The following is a 16,388-nucleotide window of genomic DNA, read 5'->3' as shown; positions in this document are numbered from 1 at the left end:
CCTAGTAGGTGCAGAACGATAGATCAGGTCAAAAGGAGATATTTTCGGCCAAGTTGTAAACCGTGGTGAAGTTTGCAGAGAGGACGGGAAACACCTGTGGGGGCGAATTCATTCGCTAAGGGCAGCGAAGCTGCCCCTTGGAGTGTCGATGGGCAGACCTGCGGTCTGCTCAGCGATTGAAATCGCCCCCACAGAAGAGCAGTTCGGGGAGATGGCTAGCGCCGATACAGGCTCGGCGACTGCCCGCTCCAGCGCTGGAAGGCGTGGCGGAAGCTGGCGGTCTCGCTGTAGCCCAACTGCTCGGCGATCAGGTAGATGGGCAGGTCGGTCTGGGTCAGCAGCTGGCGCGCCTTGTCGTAGCGCACTTCGTCCAACAGGCGCTGGAAGCTGGTGTTCAGCTGCTGCAGGTGGCGGCGCAGGGTTCGCTCGGACCGGTGCAGCTGGCGCGCCACGCTGTCCAGGTCGCGGGCCTCGCGCAGGTTGCCGGCCAGGTGCTGACGGATCTGGTCGAGCACGTCGTGGCGGCTGTTGAGCTGGGCGTCCAGTTTCAGGCATTGCTGCAGGCCATAGTGGCAGGTCACCGGGTCTGCCAGGGGCAGGGAGTGGTCGAGCAGCCCGGCGTCGAAGCAGAGGGCATTGCGCGAGGCGCCGAATTCCACCGGGCAACCCAGCAGCTGTTCGTAGCCGGCGGCATGCAGCGGTGGTCGGTAGGACAGGCAGACCCGCGTCGGGCCTATGGCCATGCCCAGAAGGTCCTTCACCACGGTCAGCAGCGATGTCAGGCAGAGCTCGCTGTTGAATACCGTCAGTTCCGGTGCGTAGCGGTAGCCACCGGCCACCAGGCGCGCCTCTTCTCCGTCCTCTTCCAGGCTCAGCTTGAAGTAGGTGCCGAGCAGTGCCGAATGACCCAGGGCCAGGGTCAGGGCATCGCGCAGGGTGCGGCTGGCGAGCATGGTGTAGCCGAGGATGCCGTAGGCTGAGACATGCATGCGCAGGCCGAGGGACAGGCCGAGGGCCGGGTCCTGGGTGCAGGTCAGGGCATTGGCGAAGACGCGCAGTTCCTGGGCATGGCTGATCAGCTTGTCGGGGGTATCGAGGTCGGCGCAAGCGACGCCGCTTCCCTCCAGCAGGCACTCGCGGGGAATGCCGCTGCTGGCCAGAGTCGCCACCGCCAGGGCAATGGTATGCAAGGTGGTGAGCGCGCGCTCTTCCGGTAGCAGTGCAGTGGCCATTTCCGTCCCCTTTTGTAACGCCCGAGATGTCCGGTTTCCGGGTGTTAAGCTTCAATTCAGGTAGAAGTCCCGCGCGCTCTGTATCCTCGTCGCGCCCTGATCTCCTGAGTCCCTGTCGATGCGTTCACTTCTGACCCCGTGGCGGCTGGTCGTCGCTCTCCTGCTCCTGGTGCTGGTGCTGCTTGGCGTCGCCGCCCAGCAGTTCCGGTTGTTCGAGCGGGGCTTCTTCAACCTGCAAGAATGGCGCCATGCGTCGGAGTGGCGGGAGCGTTCCATCTGGCTGCCCGACTACCAGGTAGTCATCGAGGCCAAACCCATCGAAGGCCTGTCGGACGATGTTTCCGCCCTGACCTATGATCCGGACCGCCACAGTCTCTTCACCGTCACCAACCAGCGCCCGGAGCTCATCGAGCTGTCCCTGGACGGCCACCTGATTCGCCGCATCCCGCTGGTGGGCTTCGGCGATCCCGAGGCCATCGAGTACATCAGCAAGGGCGTCTACGTCATCACCGACGAGCGCCTGCAGCGCCTGATCAAGGTGCGCCTGGATGAGAACACCACGTCCATCGATGCCGACGAAGCCCAGCAGCTGTCCCTGAGCATTGGCCTTTCCGGCAACAAGGGCTTCGAGGGGCTGGCCTACGACACGGCCGGGCAACGGCTGTTCGTGGCCAAGGAGCGCGATCCGGTGCGTATCTACGAGATCCACGGCTTCCCCCACACCAACCCGGACAAGCCGTTCGCCGTGCATGTGGTGGACGATCCCAAACGCGATGCCCGGCTCTTCCTTCGCGACCTCTCCAGCCTGCAATACGACGACCGCAGCGGCCACCTGCTGGCGCTGTCGGACGAATCCAGGCTGGTGCTGGAGCTGAACGCCGATGGCCGGCCGATCAGCACCCTGTCGCTGCTGCGCGGCATGCATGGCCTGCAGCGCGCGGTGCCGCAGGCCGAGGGGGTGGCCATGGACAACGAGGGGAACCTCTACCTGGTCAGCGAGCCGAACCTGTTCTACGCGTTCCGCAAACAGCCCCGCGACTGATCAGCTGTCGTCGTCGAGGGTGGCGTTCGGGGCATTGTTCTTCACCGACTGGATGCCCGCGATGGCGCTGTCGGCGCTGGCGTACATCTGGCTCTGGCCGATGACCTGGCCGTTGCCGGCCTTGAGCACGAAGTAGAACTTGCCGTTGCTGGCGGTCTTGCTTTCGAAGGCGCCTTCGCGAATGGCGTTCTTGCGCACCGAGTCGATGCCGTTCAAGGCGGAATCCTTGGCCTTGTACAGTTCGCTGGTGAGGATGGTCTCGCCGTTGCCGGCGTTCAGGTTGAAGTGGAACTGGCCATCGTTGGCCTTCTTCAAATGGAATTTCCCGGCCATGGGGTTTCTCCTGATTCTGTGGCGGAAGACGGCGCCGCATGTGGCGCCGTAGCCATAAAATCTAGACGTTTTCCGCAAAGCCGGGAGGCAGGCAGCGTCAGAGGCTGATGCTCTTCACGCCGTCCTTGGTGCCGAGCAGCAGCAGGTCGGCCGGGCGGGCGGCGAACAGGCCGTTGGTGACTACGCCGACGATGTTGTTGATCTGCGCTTCCAGTTGTACCGGGCTGTCGATGAGCATGTTGTGCACGTCGAGGATGATGTTGCCGTTGTCGGTCAGCACGCCTTCGCGGTAGACCGGGTCGCCGCCCAGCTTCACCAGCTGGCGGGCCACGTGGCTGCGGGCCATGGGGATGACTTCCACCGGCAGCGGGAAGGCGCCGAGCAGCGGCACCAGCTTGCTCTCGTCGGCGATGCAGATGAAGGTCTTGGCCACGGCCGCGACTATCTTCTCGCGGGTCAGCGCGGCGCCGCCGCCCTTGATCAGTTCGAGACGCTCGTTGCTCTCGTCAGCGCCGTCCACATAGAACTCGAGGTCGCTGACGCTATTCAGGTCGTACACCGGGATGCCGTGGCCCTTCAGGCGCTGGGCGGTAGCTTCGGAGCTGGCCACGGCGCCATCGAAGGCCATCTTGTGCTTGGCCAGCAGATCGATGAAGAAATTCGCGGTGGAGCCGGTGCCTACGCCAACGATGCTCTTCTCATCGAGCCTGGGGAGGATGAAGTCGATGGCGGCCTGGGCAACGGCCTGCTTGAGCTGGTCCTGGGTCATGCTGGGGGTCCGAATGGAGGAGTGTCGAGGGCGCGGATTATAGCCGCTAAAGCCCGCAATCCATGTGGTCGCCCGACGAATCCCTGGGGTAGACTCCGCCCATCCCGCGAAATGCCCGCCAGTGAAGCCCAGATGCTCGAAGAATATGTGAAGAAGACCCTGACCTCGCGCGTTTACGACGTCGCGGTGGAAACGCCCCTGCAGCCCGCCCGCCAGCTCACCGAACGCCTGGGCAACCAGATCCTCCTCAAACGCGAGGACCTGCAGCCGGTCTATTCCTTCAAGATTCGCGGCGCCTACAACAAGATTGCCCAGCTGTCCCCCGAGGAACTGGCCCGCGGCGTGGTCACCGCCTCGGCCGGCAACCATGCCCAGGGCGTGGCCCTCGCGGCCCGCGAGCTGGGAATCAAGGCCACCATCGTGATGCCGCGCACCACCCCCGATCTCAAGGTGCAGGGCGTGCGCGCCCGCGGCGGCAAAGTGGTGCTGCACGGCGACGCCTTCCCCGAGGCCCTGGCCTATTCGTTGAAGCTGGTGGAAGAGAAGGGCTTCGTCTACATCCATCCCTACGACGACCCGGAAGTGATCGCCGGCCAGGGCACCGTGGCCATGGAGATCCTGCGCCAGCACCCGGGCCGCCTGGACGCCATCTTCGTGCCGGTGGGCGGCGGCGGCCTGGTGGCCGGGATCGCCGCCTTCGTCAAATACCTGCGCCCCGAGGTGAAGGTAATCGGCGTCGAGCCGGACGACTCCAACTGCCTGCAGGCCGCCATGGCCGCCGGCGAACGTGTGGTGCTGAACCAGGTCGGGCTGTTCGCCGACGGCGTCGCCGTGGCCCAGATCGGCCAGCACACCTTCGATATCTGCAAGCGCCATGTCGATGAGGTCATCACTGTCAGCACCGACGAGATCTGCGCGGCGATCAAGGATATCTACGACGACACCCGCTCCATCACCGAGCCGGCCGGCGCCCTCGCGGTGGCCGGGATCAAGCGCTACGTGGAGCGCGAAGGCGCCCGCGACCAGACCCTGGTAGCCATCGATTCCGGCGCCAACATCAACTTCGACCGCCTGCGCCATGTGGCCGAGCGCGCCGAGCTGGGCGAGAAGCGCGAAGCCATCATCGCTGTCACCATCCCCGAGCGGCCGGGCAGCTTCAAGGCCTTCTGCGAGGCCATCGGCAAGCGCCAGATCACCGAGTTCAATTACCGCTACAACACCGATGCCGAGGCGCACATCTTCGTCGGCGTGCAGACCCACCCTGACACCGACCCGCGCGCAGCGTTGGTGGAAAACCTGCGCAGCCAGGGCTTCCCGGTGCTCGACCTGACCGACGACGAGCTGGCCAAACTGCATATCCGCCACATGGTCGGCGGCCATGCCGTGCGCATCAGTGACGAGATGGTGTTCCGCTTCGAGTTCCCCGAGCGCCCCGGGGCGCTGTTCAACTTCCTCAACAAGCTCGGCGGGCGCTGGAACATCACCATGTTCCACTACCGCAACCACGGCGCCGCCGACGGTCGAGTGGTCGCCGGCCTGCAGGTGCCGGCCGAGGAGCGCGCACTCGTGCACGCTGCCCTGGAGGAGATCGGCTACCCGCACTGGGATGAGAGCGGCAATCCGGCCTATCAACTGTTCCTCGGCTGAGAACACCGGAAAACGCGGCTGCTAGGCTTTGACTCAGCCGCACACGCTGACAAGGACGCGTTCGATGGAAAACTACCTGCTGCTGAGAATCCTTCACGGCCTGGCCACCTTGCTGTTCTTCGGCGGCCTGGCGGGGCTGGGCTGGTACGGCTGGCGCAACTTTCGCGCTGGCGATGTCGCGCTGGTCGACCTGAGCTTGCGGCGCATTCTCCTGTTCGGTGTGCCGCTGCTGATTCTCAGTGCCGTGGCGCTGCCGGTCAGTGGCTGGTGGATGGTGGACATGGCCGGCCTCCCCCTGGGGCAGACCTGGCTGCTGGGCGGCGCCATCCTCTACCTGTTCGGCTGCATCGCCTGGTTGCTGCTGTTCGGCCGCCTGTCACGGCTGCGCGAGCAGGCCCAGGCCGAAGGTGGGCCGGGCTCGGCCCAGGTCCGGCGCAGCCTCAAGTTCGGCGCCGCCTATGGCCTGGTCGGCCTGCTGCTGTTCCTTTCGGTGCTGGCGCTGATGCTGGCCAAGCCGCTCTGATGCGGCTGCCGCTCCCGGCATGACCTTCTACCTGTCGCTCAGGATCGCCCATGGCCTGCTGGCCGCCGTGCTCTTCGGCACGGCGCTGGGCGGGCTGTTCTTCGCCCGGCGCGCCTGGAAAAGCGGCGATTTGCGGCAGATTGACGCGACCTTCGCCTCGCTGGTTCGGCTGGAGCTCTGGTTCGTCGCCAGTTCGGCCCTGCTATTGCCGCTGAGCGGCCTGGTCCTGGCCAAGGTAGCAGGCTGGCCGCTGGGGCAGCTCTGGCTGCTGTGGAGCGCCGGGCTCTACCTGCTGGCGGCGTTTTGCTGGCTGCCACTGCTCTGGCTGCAGGTGCGCATCCGCAACCTGGCGCGGCAAGCCCTGCGTGACGGCACGCCCCTCGCGCCGCGAGCGGCCGGCCATGTGGCATTGCACTCGCGGCTGGCCGTGCTGGCGCTGGTCCTGCTAACGGCGGTCTATACGCTGATGGTGGGGAAGCCGCTCTAAGGTCAACCGGAGGGTGCGCTGTGTGTGCGCACCGACACCCGTTACCTATGTCCCCCGGCTGAACACATGGCGCACCCTACTGTCATGTCCTAGCGCAGGGAAATGACCGGCCAGCCGCGCTTTTCCGCTTCGGCGCGCAGTTTCGGGTCCGGGTCCACCGCGACCGGGCGAGTCACCTGCTCCAGTAGCGGCAGGTCGTTCAGCGAGTCGCTATAGAAGCTGCTGTCCTCCAGGCTCAGGCCGCTTTCTTCGAGCCAGCGCGCGAGGCGGGTCACCTTGCCTTCGCGGAAGCAGGGCACATCGGTGGTGCGGCCGGTGTAGCGCCCGTCCTGCATCTCGCATTCGGTGGCGAGCAGGGTTTCGACGCCCAGGCGCCTGGCGATGGGGCCGGTGACGAAACGGTTGGTGGCGGTGATGATCAGGAGCTTGTCGCCGGCGTCGCGGTGCTCGGCCAGCAGCGCCTCGCCCTTGGCCAGGATGATGGGCTCGATGCAGTCGCGCATGAACTCGCGATGCCACTGGTCGAGTTGCAGTGTTTCGGTGCGGCCGAGTATTTCCAGGCTGAAGTTGAGGTAGTCCTGGATGTTCAGGCGCCCGGCCAGGTAGTCCTGATAGAACTCGTCGTTGCGGGTCTTGTAGGCGATCCCGTCGAGGATGCCGCGTTCGCACAGGTAGTCGCCCCAGGCGTGGTCGCTATCGCCGGCCAGCAGGGTGTTGTCGAGATCGAAAAGAGCCAAACGCACGTCGTTTACCTTGTTGCTGAGCTTCGGAAGGTGGCCAGAATAGCGGCTTTGCGCAGGTCTGCCCATTGCGCGAAAGGCTCGGATTGCCGCATTTACGGGCTTTATGGAACAATGCCGGAACATGCGTTTGCGAGGTTGTGTGCCGTGATCGATTCCGATGGTTTCCGCCCGAATGTCGGCATCATTCTCGCCAATGATGCTGGGCAGGTGCTTTGGGCGCGGCGTATCAATCAGGATGCCTGGCAGTTCCCTCAAGGTGGGATCAATCCGCGGGAGACGCCGGAAGAGGCCCTTTTCCGGGAATTGAACGAAGAAGTCGGCCTCGAACAGCAGGATGTGAAGATTCTTGCCTGCACTCGCGGCTGGTTGCGCTATCGTCTGCCCCAGCGTCTGGTTCGCACCAACAGCCAGCCGCTATGCATCGGCCAGAAACAGAAGTGGTTCCTGCTGCGTTTGCAGTCGGACGAGAACAAGGTACGGATGGACCTGACCGGCAAGCCCGAGTTCGACGGCTGGCGCTGGGTCAGTTACTGGTACCCCTTGGGTCAGGTGGTGACCTTCAAGCGTGAAGTCTATCGCCGAGCCCTCAAGGAATTAGCACCGCGCCTCCTGGCGCAAGACTGACCGGAGAAAGGCTGCCTAGCCATGCTCAATACCCTGCGCAAGATCGTCCAGGAAGTGAACGCCGCCAAGGATCTGAAGGCGGCGTTGGCGATCATTGTGCAGCGGGTCAAGGAGGCCATGGGCAGCCAGGTCTGCTCGGTCTACCTGCTGGATCCAGAGACCAACCGTTTCGTGCTCATGGCCACCGAGGGCCTGAACAAGCGCTCCATCGGCAAGGTCAGCATGGCTCCCAACGAAGGCCTGGTGGGCCTGGTGGGCACCCGCGAAGAGCCGCTGAACCTCGAACACGCCGCCGATCACCCCCGTTACCGCTACTTCGCCGAAACCGGTGAAGAGCGCTTCGCCTCCTTCCTCGGCGCGCCGATCATCCACCACCGCCGGGTGATGGGCGTTCTGGTGGTGCAGCAAAAGGAGCGCCGTCAGTTCGACGAGGGCGAAGAAGCCTTCCTCGTCACCATGAGTGCGCAACTCGCCGGCGTCATCGCCCATGCCGAGGCGACCGGCTCCATTCGTGGCCTGGGCCGCCAGGGCAAGGGCATCCAGGAAGCCAAGTTCGTCGGCGTACCGGGTTCTCCCGGTGCGGCCGTGGGCAAGGCCGTGGTGGTGCTGCCGCCAGCTGATCTCGATGTGGTGCCAGATCGCACGGTCGACGACATCGAGGCCGAGGTTGAACGTTTCAAGCAGGCCCTGGAAGCCGTGCGCGCGGACATGCGTCGACTCTCGAGCAAGCTCGAGACCCAGCTGCGCCCCGAAGAGCGCGCGCTGTTCGACGTCTACCTGATGATGCTCGACGACGCCTCCATGGGTTTGGAGGTCAAGCGCGTGATCCGTACCGGCCAATGGGCCCAGGGTGCGTTGCGCCAGGTGGTGTTGGAGCACGTCACCCGCTTCGAGTTGATGGACGACGCCTACCTGCGCGAGCGTGCCTCCGACGTCAGGGACCTCGGTCGCCGCCTGCTCGCCTACCTGCAGGAAGAGCGCAAGCAGAACCTGGTCTACCAGGAGAACACCATCCTGGTCAGCGAGGAGCTGTCCCCGGCCATGCTCGGCGAAGTGCCGGAAGGCAAGCTGGTGGGCCTGGTCTCGGTGCTGGGTTCGGGCAACTCCCACGTCGCCATCCTCGCCCGCGCCATGGGGATCCCCACCGTGATGGGCGTGGTCGACCTGCCGTATTCCAAGGTCGACGGCATCGAGATGATCGTCGACGGCTACCACGGCGAAGTCTTCACCAACCCCTCGACCGAACTGCGCAAGCAGTACAGCGACGTGGTCGAGGAGGACCGCCAACTGGTCAAGGGCCTGGAAGCCCTGCGCAGCCTGCCCTGTGAGACCCTGGACGGCCAGCGCATGCCGCTCTGGGTCAACACCGGCCTGCTCGCCGACGTGACCCGCGCCCAGGAGCGTGGCGCCGAGGGCGTGGGCCTGTACCGCACCGAAGTGCCGTTCATGATCAACGAGCGCTTCCCCAGCGAAAAGGAGCAGCTCGCCATCTACCGCGAGCAGCTCGCCGCCTTCCATCCGCTGCCGGTGACCATGCGCACCCTGGATATCGGCGGCGACAAGGCGCTGTCCTATTTCCCGATCAAGGAAAGCAACCCCTTCCTCGGCTGGCGCGGTATCCGCGTCACCCTCGACCACCCGGAGATCTTCCTGGTCCAGGTGCGTGCCATGCTCAAGGCCAGCGAAGGCCTGGACAACCTGAAAATCCTGCTGCCGATGATCTCCGGCATCCAAGAGCTGGAAGAGTCGCTGCACCTGATCCACCGCGCCTGGGGCGAGGTGCGCGACGAAGGCGTGGACATCCCCATGCCTCCTGTCGGAGTAATGATCGAGATCCCCGCGGCGGTCTACCAGACCAAGGAGTTGTCGCGCCAGGTCGATTTCCTCTCGGTGGGGTCCAACGACCTGACCCAGTACCTGCTCGCCGTGGACCGCAACAACCCGCGCGTGGCCGACCTCTACGACTACCTGCACCCCGCGGTGCTCCAGGCCCTGAAGAAGGTGGTGGACGACGCCCACGCCGAAGGCAAGCCGGTGAGCATCTGCGGCGAGATGGCGGGCGACCCGGCGGCCGCCGTGCTGTTGCTGGCCATGGGCTTCGATAGCCTGTCGATGAACGCCACCAACCTGCCCAAGGTGAAGTGGCTGCTGCGCCAGGTGACCATGAGCAAGGCCAAGGAGCTGCTGGAACAGCTGCTCGCCATCGACAACCCGCAGGTCATCCACAGTTCGCTGCATCTCGCCCTGCGCAACCTCGGCCTCGGCCGTGTGATCAACCCGGCGGCCACCATCCAAGCCTAACTGGACGGCGAAAGCCTGATCCATGCCGAGGACTACCGCTGCCGAGATGGCGGTTACCGGTGGGGCAGCGACCAGGGCCGCTTCGCCGCGTTGCTGATGTTCGACCAGGAGCACTTCAAGCGCATCAACGACGAGCACGGCCACCGGATCGGTGACCGCGCCCTGGTGGCGGTCAGTCGTGCGCTGCGTTCGGCGTTGCGCGATGAGGACTGCCTCACCCGCTGGGGCGGCGAGGGGATCAAGTCCATGCTCAAACAGCGCGATGATGGGTTCTATCGCGCCAGGCAGAAGCGCAACTGCATCGAGTCCTGCCAGGCGTTCATCCGCAAGGAGGCCGGGCGGAGCGTCGCCTGCTCCGCCCTCGGCAACGGGTCAGTCGCGCAGCTCCATGCGTACATCCCCCAGCTTGGCGCCATAGGGGCCATAGCTGCGCTCCACCAGTTCGCGGCTGCCGTCGGCGCGGACGATCAATGCCGAGCTGGCGCGGGTGCCGTAGGTGCGGGTGGCGATGAACACGCTGGAGAGCATGCGCTCGGTGTTCAGCCCCACGCCGGTCTCCGGCAGGATGTGGTCCGGAGCCTGCTCCGGGTCATGCAGCAGGTTCAGCAGGGAGTCGGTGGACGGCGGGTCCAGGCATTCGGCGAGGGCCGCCTTGCCGCGTTCCACCTTGGGCCAGGGCGTGTCCAGGTCGGCGTTGGAGATGCCGTAGATACCCGCCTTGAGGTTGATCGGCCCACCGCTGCGCGGGTTGAGGAACCAGAGTTCGCGGTCGTCGCCCACCAGCAGGTTGAAGCCTGAATAGTCGCCGGCCCGTCGCAGCGCATCGGCGAGGAACTCGCCCGGCCCCATCTCGCCGCGCAGGAACTGCACGCAGAGTTCGCCACGGGTACGACCGACCGGAGGCGTTCGCGGATCGCGGATATTGGTGAGGGCGGCGAAGCGGCCTTTGGGGCTAGCGCCGAGCCAGGTACCTCCGGCTTCCAGGTCTCGGCCTGCAAGTACACCGGGCGCGTCTTCCCACTTCGCGAGGGGGAGGGTGGGACGTGCGTAGAATTCATCGCGGTTTGCAGCGAGCACCAGCGGGACTTCGTGTCCGGGGCGCCATGCGAATACGATCAAGCACATGGAGTCGTCTCCTTTTTATGAGCCGGAGTGTAGCAGCCTGTAGGAAAACTACATCAGCTGCGAAAGGTTTTCCTCTGGGTTATCGGCAGGTTTTGGCGAGCGTACATCGTCCCAAGTGGAGCGTAGAACGGCCTTCCGTTAACATGCCGCTTTGTTTTTGGGGGTGTCCATGGAATTCCTGCTCTATCTGGTGCTCGGCGCCTGCGCTGGAGTACTGGCCGGGCTGTTCGGCGTCGGCGGCGGCATGATCATCGTGCCAGTGCTGGTGTTCAGCTTCACGGCGCAGGGGTTCGATTCCAGCATCCTCACCCACCTGGCCGTCGGCACCTCACTGGCGACCATCATCTTCACCTCGATCAACTCGGTGCGCGAGCACCATCGCAAGGGCGCCGTGCGCTGGCCGATCTTCGCCTGGATGGCCCTGGGCATCCTTCTCGGTGCCGGCCTCGGCTCCCTCACGGCGGCGGCCATCCAGGGGCCGATGCTGCAAAGGATCATCGGGGTTTTCGCCATACTGGTAGCCTTGCAGATGGGGCTGGACCTGAGGCCAAAGGCGAGCCGCGACGTGCCCGGCAAGCCGGGGCTGACCCTTGCAGGTGCGGTGATCGGCTGGGCCTCGGCCATCTTCGGTATCGGCGGTGGTTCGCTGACCGTGCCCTTCCTGACCTGGCGCAGCGTACCGATCCAGCAGGCGGTGGCCACCTCCGCCGCCTGCGGGCTGCCGATCGCCGCGGCGAGCGCGCTGTCCTTCATGGTGCTGGGCTGGAGCGAAACCCACCTGCCGCCCTGGAGCCTGGGGTTCGTCTACCTTCCGGCGCTGGTGGGCATCGCCGTCACCAGCATGTTTTTCGCCCGTTTCGGCGCGCGCCTGGCCCATCGGCTGTCGCCGCGCCTGCTGAAACGCCTGTTCGCCCTGCTGCTGCTGGTAGTGGGCCTGAACTTCCTGATCTAAGGAGTTGTGATGCTGGCTTATCCACAGATCGACCCGGTGGCCCTGGCCATCGGCCCGCTGAAGATCCACTGGTATGGCCTGATGTACCTGATCGGCATCGGTGGCGCCTGGTGGCTGGCGTCGCGCCGGCTCAAGGCCTTCGACCCGACCTGGAGCAAGGAGAAACTCTCTGACCTGGTGTTCTGGGTCGCCCTCGGCGTGATCGCGGGTGGCCGCCTCGGTTACGTGCTGTTCTACGACCTGTCGGCCTACATCGCCAATCCGCTGCTGATCCTCGAGGTCTGGAAGGGCGGGATGTCCTTCCACGGCGGCCTGATCGGCGTGATGCTGGCCACCCTCTGGTTCGGCAGGCGCAACAACAAGAGCTTCTTCCAGCTCATGGATTTCATCGCGCCCCTGGTCCCGATCGGCCTGGGCGCCGGGCGCATCGGCAACTTCATCAACGCCGAGCTTTGGGGCAAGGCCACCGACCTGCCCTGGGCGATGATCTTCCCCACCGATCCGGCCCAGCTGCCGCGCCACCCGTCGCAGCTGTACCAGTTCGCCCTGGAGGGTGTGGCGCTGTTCGCCATCCTCTGGTTTTACTCGCGTAAACCCCGTCCGACCATGGCCGTTTCCGGCATGTTCGCGTTGTTTTACGGCATTTTCCGCTTTGCGGTGGAGTTCGTCCGCGTACCTGACGCCCAGCTCGGTTACCTGGCCTTCGGTTGGCTGACCATGGGCCAGGTCCTCTGCCTGCCGATGATCATCGGCGGCATCGCCATGATCGTCTGGGCCCACCGCCGTCACGCCGCCCAAGGAGCCATCTGATGAAACAGTATCTCGACCTGATGCGCCGGGTGCGCGAAACCGGCACCTTCAAGAGCGACCGCACCGGCACCGGCACCTACAGCGTGTTCGGCCACCAGATGCGCTTCGACCTGGCCGATGGCTTCCCCATGGTGACCACCAAGAAGTGCCACCTGAAGTCCATCATCCATGAGCTGCTGTGGTTCCTGCAGGGCGACACCAACATCAAGTACCTGAAGGACAACGGCGTCTCGATCTGGGACGAGTGGGCTGACGAAGAGGGCAACCTGGGTCCTGTCTACGGTTACCAGTGGCGCTCCTGGCCGGCCCCGAACGGCGAATCCATCGACCAGATCGCCAAGGTCGTGGACATGATCAAGAAGAACCCGGACTCGCGCCGGCTGATCGTCTCCGCCTGGAACCCGGCCCTGGTGGACGAGATGGCCCTGCCGCCCTGCCATGCCCTGTTCCAGTTCTACGTGGCCGACGGCAAGCTGAGCTGCCAGCTCTACCAGCGTTCCGCGGACATCTTCCTCGGCGTGCCCTTCAATATCGCCAGCTATGCACTGCTGACCCTGATGGTGGCCCAGGTCTGCGACCTGCAGCCGGGTGAGTTCATCTGGACCGGCGGTGACTGTCACCTCTACGCCAACCATATCGAGCAGACCGACCTGCAGCTGTCGCGCGAGCCGCTGCCGCTGCCGACCATGAAGCTCAACCCGGCGGTGAAGGACCTGTTCGCCTTCACGTTCGAGGACTTCGAGCTGGTGGGCTACCAGTCGCACCCGCATATCAAGGCGCCGGTAGCGGTTTGATAGAGCGAAGGGGGCGCTGCGCGCCCCTTGGCGAATGAATTCGCCCCTACAGGAATGAACCAGGGTTGCCCGATTGTGCGGACGGCCCTATCTCCCTCCGGGAGAGGGGTGTTTCAGGGACCACAAGATGCCCTCCCGCCGGATCAGGCCTGGCTTGGCGGCTAAGGCTCCAGCCCCTTCGCCAGGCTTGCCACCCAGCCCTGCCGCTCCGCCTGCTCCAGGTCCGCCCTCGGATTCAGCGACGACCATTCCGGATGCGCGCGGGCCTTGGCCAGGACCGCCGGGAGCTTGCCTTCGCGCCATTGCTTCTCTTCCGGCGTATCCACCCGGATCGCTTCGAACGCTGCATGCCCACGGGCGTCCAGCGCTGCCAGCAGCTTGCGTTGGCGCAGGGCCAGCAGGCGCAGGATGGCGTCGTCCACCGTCAGCTCCCGCTGTCCCTTGATCTTGCCCAGCAAGCGTTCGCCGTAGTGGCCGACGGTCTGCCAGGCGCCGCCGGCCAGGGCGCCCAGGGCTGCCGCCGCGCCCAGGGTAAGGCCACCCACCAGCAGGTCGACGCCGGCGCCGGCGGCCGCGCCAGCCGCCATGCCGCCGCCCAGGCGTACGCCCAGTTGCTTGATGGTTTCCGGGTTGAACAGGTCATCGCCCCAGCGTCCGCCCAACAGGGGCAGTTCGCCGGCGGCGGCATCCTCACGGCTGAAGGCGTAGAGCCGCAGCAGGGCTTCCACGCAGCGTTGCTCGCGCTGGCGCACCTGCTGGCGCAGCGCCTCGGTGGCGGCCTGCAGGGCGGCATCCTGGGCCGGCACGCTGCGTCGGGAGGCGGCCACGTCGAGCAGGAGTTCGGCGATCAGCCGGCTACCCGTCTCCAGGCGCAGGCGCCGTTGCGCCTGGTGATCCTCCACCAGCCGCTGCAGTTGCGGGCGCGCCCGCTCCAGCAGAAGGGCCAGGCTGTCATAGAGACGTTGTTCGCCGTCCAGCGGCGGCGCCACGCTGTCGAAACGCACCAGGGCGTGCAGGCCCAGGCGGGCCAGGGCCTCGCGCCAGTCCGCCTCGCGATGGCCCTCGCTGGCGACGAAGTTCAGCACTGGCAGCAGCGGCCGGCCGCACATGGCCAGCACCGCCAGCTCGTCGCGGTACTTGGCCAGTACAGGCTCGCGGGCGTCGATCACGTAAAGCCCGGCATCCGACACCAGCAGCTGGCGCAACACCTTGGCTTCCTGCTCGAAGCGCTGGCGCGCCTCGCTGCCGTCGAGAAAGCGGGCGAGGCGGGCCGGGCCGTCCATTCGCTCACCGGGGCGTTCCAGGCGCTCCAGGTGGTCGAGCAGGGCGATGGCGTCTTCCAGGCCCGGGGTGTCGTAGAGCTCCAGCAGCGGCTCGCCGTCCACCGACAGCCGCGCGCCTTCCACATGGCGGGTGGTGCTGGGACGGTGGGACACCTCGCCGAAATCGCGGTCGCGCAGCAGGGTGCGCAGCAGGGAGGTTTTGCCGACATTGGTGTGGCCGACCACGGCGAGTTTCAACGGCTTAGTCATGGCCGGTCTCCAGCCAGGTCATGGGAGCGCCCTGGGCGTGAGGCAGAGCCAGGCGGTCCAGGGCCTGGTGCCAGTCCTCCAGGCGCTGGCCGTCCAGGGCTTCGCCGGGTGGGGCGGGCAGCAGCCAGACGCGGGTCTGCGCGGCGCTGCGGGAAAGCTCGCCGATCAGCGCCAGGGTGCCGCGGTCCGGCGAGCGGCGGGGATCGCAGGCCACCGCCAGGCGCTCCGGCGGAAAGCGGCTGAGCTGGTCGAGCAGGTGTTGGCGCTGTTCACGGCTGTCGAGCACACCGGCGTCGCCCACGCCCTTGGGCAGGGCGGGCGGCCAGTGGCGCCGGTCATCCAGTTCGATGGCCACCAGCAGCGCGCCCTCGCTGCGGCCGTTCTGACTGCCGGCACGTGGTTCGACCCGTTCGGCGGGCGCGGCATCGCAGACGCCCAGGCGCTCGCTGGTCGGCTGCAGGCGTTCGCGCAGCAGGCTGTAGCCGGGCAGGCCGAGATCCAGGCCGAGGCTTGCCCGCCCTTGCAGCCAGCGCCACACGCAGAAGAGCCCGAGCACCAGGCGCGGCACCAGGCCATAGGTGAAGGTGACGCCCAGCAGCCAGCCCGACCAGGCCTGGCGCGCGGAGTCGTCGGCCAGCACGCTGCTGCTGGCGCGGATGGTTGCCGCGTCCGGCAGGCTGAAGCCGAGCAGCGCGGGCAGGGCGCCCAGGGCCCGGGTGAGGAAGACGAAAGTGTCGCTGCCGAGGATTGTGGTTTCCCAGACGAAGCCGTAGCGCCGGGTGGCGAGCAACAGCAGCAGGACCAGCAGGGCGCTGCCGAGGGTCAGGACCCAGGCACCGTGGACCAGGGCGCCCATCCCCCAGCGCGTCAGGCCCCGGCGTTGCAGCAGCAGGAGCAGGGCGGGGGCCAGGTGTGCGGCCTGGGCGTCACGGGCCAGCCTGGCGCTGAGCCAGAGCCAGGTGCGGCCGAGCAGGCTGGTGCTGCCGCCGAGTCCGAAGGAAAGGGCCCAGCCCAGCAGCATCAACAGGTGCAGCCCGAGCAGGCTGCCCAGGGCCCAGAACAGGTTGACCGGACGTTGGCCATCGCCCAGGGCGGCGAAGGCCAGCCCGGCGCCGCCCAGCAGGGCCAGCAGCACCAGAAGCAGGCCGGCCCATTGCGCACCCTGGCGCCAGTGCTGCAGCGCCTGCGACTGGCCGTCGCGCTCGGCGAGCCAGAGGGCGCGGGCCTGGATGCGTTGCGCCAGGTCGCCGCCAGCGGCATTGGCTCGGCGATTGGTTTCGGCGTCTTCCAGGGGGCCCGCGTGTTCCTCGCGCAGGCGGATGGCTTCGGTCAGCCAGAGCCGATCGAGCCGGGAGAGGGGGGTAGGGATAGGGTTGGTATCGCTCACGAAGGGCCTCTTGGCCGTGGGTGAGCCCAGAGGATAGCCGTTGCGGCCTGGCCCTTCATCAAGAGAAGGCCGGCGCTGGGCGCCGGC

16 protein-coding genes and 1 pseudogene are annotated in these 16,388 nt (G+C 66.2%); 10 read left to right on the top strand and 7 right to left on the bottom strand.

Annotated elements, in window-relative coordinates; translation table 11 throughout:
* Positions 1-215 precede the first annotated feature (215 nt).
* Positions 216-1,232, bottom strand: coding sequence for an AraC family transcriptional regulator (locus tag E8F12_RS04735; RefSeq protein ID WP_280324134.1), 1,017 nt, complete (start codon positions 1,230-1,232; stop codon positions 216-218).
* Positions 1,233-1,350: 118 nt separating this feature from the next.
* Here E8F12_RS04735 and E8F12_RS04730 point away from each other — a divergent pair, with 118 nt between their 5' ends.
* Entirely contained in the window at positions 1,351-2,274 is a 924-nt protein-coding gene (locus E8F12_RS04730; protein ID WP_280324133.1) for an SdiA-regulated domain-containing protein, read from the top strand.
* Here E8F12_RS04730 and E8F12_RS04725 read toward each other — a convergent pair whose 3' ends face one another.
* Entirely contained in the window at positions 2,275-2,607 is a 333-nt protein-coding gene (locus E8F12_RS04725) for a YegP family protein (RefSeq protein WP_280324132.1), read from the bottom strand.
* A gap of 97 nt (positions 2,608-2,704) precedes the next feature.
* Complete coding sequence (gene rpiA, locus E8F12_RS04720) at positions 2,705-3,376, bottom strand: ribose-5-phosphate isomerase RpiA (protein WP_280324131.1); 672 nt, start codon at positions 3,374-3,376, stop codon at positions 2,705-2,707.
* 132 nt (positions 3,377-3,508) lie between these two features.
* Here rpiA and ilvA point away from each other — a divergent pair, with 132 nt between their 5' ends.
* The 3 genes from ilvA (at position 3,509) to E8F12_RS04705 (ending at position 6,033) form a co-directional block, all read left to right on the top strand.
* Positions 3,509-5,023, top strand: a complete 1,515-nt coding sequence (gene ilvA / locus E8F12_RS04715; RefSeq protein ID WP_280324130.1) for a threonine ammonia-lyase, biosynthetic — start codon at positions 3,509-3,511, stop codon at positions 5,021-5,023.
* A 64-nt stretch (positions 5,024-5,087) separates the two neighbouring features.
* Positions 5,088-5,546, top strand: coding sequence for a DUF2269 family protein (locus E8F12_RS04710; RefSeq protein ID WP_280324129.1), 459 nt, complete (start codon positions 5,088-5,090; stop codon positions 5,544-5,546).
* Positions 5,547-5,565: 19 nt separating this feature from the next.
* On the top strand, positions 5,566-6,033 hold the full coding sequence (locus E8F12_RS04705; protein WP_280324128.1) for a DUF2269 family protein: 468 nt from the start codon (positions 5,566-5,568) through the stop codon (positions 6,031-6,033).
* An 89-nt stretch (positions 6,034-6,122) separates the two neighbouring features.
* On the opposite strand, the gene E8F12_RS04700 is transcribed toward E8F12_RS04705, so the two are convergent.
* Positions 6,123-6,776: an HAD family hydrolase gene (locus E8F12_RS04700; RefSeq protein ID WP_280324127.1), complete on the bottom strand. Its 654-nt coding sequence runs from the start codon at positions 6,774-6,776 to the stop codon at positions 6,123-6,125.
* Between the two features lie 144 nt (positions 6,777-6,920).
* On the opposite strand from E8F12_RS04700, the gene E8F12_RS04695 reads away from it, so the two are divergent.
* From E8F12_RS04695 to E8F12_RS04685, 3 genes and pseudogenes are all read left to right on the top strand, one after another.
* Positions 6,921-7,400 carry an RNA pyrophosphohydrolase gene (locus tag E8F12_RS04695; RefSeq protein ID WP_280324126.1) on the top strand — a complete coding sequence of 160 codons (480 nt, stop codon included), beginning with the start codon at positions 6,921-6,923 and terminating at the stop codon, positions 7,398-7,400.
* Positions 7,401-7,421: 21 nt separating this feature from the next.
* Positions 7,422-9,701 (top strand): phosphoenolpyruvate--protein phosphotransferase, encoded by a 2,280-nt coding sequence (ptsP, locus tag E8F12_RS04690; protein ID WP_280324125.1) that lies wholly within the window; start codon positions 7,422-7,424, stop codon positions 9,699-9,701.
* Positions 9,702-10,046 (top strand): annotated as a pseudogene (locus E8F12_RS04685) (diguanylate cyclase); the annotation flags it as partial.
* 27 nt (positions 10,047-10,073) lie between these two features.
* Here the strand turns inward: E8F12_RS04685 and E8F12_RS04680 are convergent.
* Complete coding sequence (locus tag E8F12_RS04680) at positions 10,074-10,826, bottom strand: NRDE family protein (protein ID WP_280324124.1); 753 nt, start codon at positions 10,824-10,826, stop codon at positions 10,074-10,076.
* 169 nt (positions 10,827-10,995) lie between these two features.
* Here E8F12_RS04680 and E8F12_RS04675 point away from each other — a divergent pair, with 169 nt between their 5' ends.
* From E8F12_RS04675 to E8F12_RS04665, 3 genes are read left to right on the top strand one after another with little or no spacing between them, the layout of a single operon-like run.
* Entirely contained in the window at positions 10,996-11,778 is a 783-nt protein-coding gene (locus E8F12_RS04675; RefSeq protein ID WP_280324123.1) for a sulfite exporter TauE/SafE family protein, read from the top strand.
* A 9-nt stretch (positions 11,779-11,787) separates the two neighbouring features.
* Complete coding sequence (gene lgt, locus E8F12_RS04670) at positions 11,788-12,588, top strand: prolipoprotein diacylglyceryl transferase (protein WP_280324122.1); 801 nt, start codon at positions 11,788-11,790, stop codon at positions 12,586-12,588.
* A complete protein-coding gene (locus E8F12_RS04665) occupies positions 12,588-13,382 on the top strand; it encodes a thymidylate synthase (RefSeq protein WP_280324121.1) in 795 nt (264 codons plus the stop codon). The genes lgt and E8F12_RS04665 overlap by 1 nt, the downstream gene beginning before the upstream one ends.
* Before the next feature lie 161 nt (positions 13,383-13,543).
* Here E8F12_RS04665 and E8F12_RS04660 read toward each other — a convergent pair whose 3' ends face one another.
* Positions 13,544-14,914, bottom strand: coding sequence for a GTPase/DUF3482 domain-containing protein (locus E8F12_RS04660; RefSeq protein ID WP_280324120.1), 1,371 nt, complete (start codon positions 14,912-14,914; stop codon positions 13,544-13,546).
* Positions 14,907-16,301: a DUF2868 domain-containing protein gene (locus tag E8F12_RS04655; RefSeq protein ID WP_280324119.1), complete on the bottom strand. Its 1,395-nt coding sequence runs from the start codon at positions 16,299-16,301 to the stop codon at positions 14,907-14,909. Before E8F12_RS04655 ends, E8F12_RS04660 begins: the two co-directional genes overlap by 8 nt.
* Positions 16,302-16,388: the final 87 nt, after the last annotated feature.

This window comes from Pseudomonas sp. BN102, from assembly GCF_029871245.1.
Taxonomy (GTDB): Bacteria; Pseudomonadota; Gammaproteobacteria; order Pseudomonadales; family Pseudomonadaceae; genus Metapseudomonas.
Note: the sequence above shows the minus strand (reverse complement) of the source record. Positions and strands in the feature narration are given on the sequence as shown.

Bases quoted from the DNA above. Each gene is read 5' to 3' on its own strand.
- E8F12_RS04735 (WP_280324134.1), bottom strand. From the start codon at position 1,232: ATGGCCACTGCACTGCTACCGGAAGAGCGCGCGCTCACCACCTTGCAT.
- lgt (WP_280324122.1), top strand. From the start codon at position 11,788: ATGCTGGCTTATCCACAGATCGACCCGGTGGCCCTGGCCATCGGCCCG.
- rpiA (WP_280324131.1), bottom strand. From the start codon at position 3,376: ATGACCCAGGACCAGCTCAAGCAGGCCGTTGCCCAGGCCGCCATCGAC.
- E8F12_RS04675 (WP_280324123.1), top strand. From the start codon at position 10,996: ATGGAATTCCTGCTCTATCTGGTGCTCGGCGCCTGCGCTGGAGTACTG.
- E8F12_RS04710 (WP_280324129.1), top strand. From the start codon at position 5,088: ATGGAAAACTACCTGCTGCTGAGAATCCTTCACGGCCTGGCCACCTTG.
- ptsP (WP_280324125.1), top strand. From the start codon at position 7,422: ATGCTCAATACCCTGCGCAAGATCGTCCAGGAAGTGAACGCCGCCAAG.
- E8F12_RS04730 (WP_280324133.1), top strand. From the start codon at position 1,351: ATGCGTTCACTTCTGACCCCGTGGCGGCTGGTCGTCGCTCTCCTGCTC.
- E8F12_RS04660 (WP_280324120.1), bottom strand. From the start codon at position 14,914: ATGACTAAGCCGTTGAAACTCGCCGTGGTCGGCCACACCAATGTCGGC.
- ilvA (WP_280324130.1), top strand. From the start codon at position 3,509: ATGCTCGAAGAATATGTGAAGAAGACCCTGACCTCGCGCGTTTACGAC.
- E8F12_RS04705 (WP_280324128.1), top strand. From the start codon at position 5,566: ATGACCTTCTACCTGTCGCTCAGGATCGCCCATGGCCTGCTGGCCGCC.
- E8F12_RS04725 (WP_280324132.1), bottom strand. From the start codon at position 2,607: ATGGCCGGGAAATTCCATTTGAAGAAGGCCAACGATGGCCAGTTCCAC.
- E8F12_RS04665 (WP_280324121.1), top strand. From the start codon at position 12,588: ATGAAACAGTATCTCGACCTGATGCGCCGGGTGCGCGAAACCGGCACC.
- E8F12_RS04680 (WP_280324124.1), bottom strand. From the start codon at position 10,826: ATGTGCTTGATCGTATTCGCATGGCGCCCCGGACACGAAGTCCCGCTG.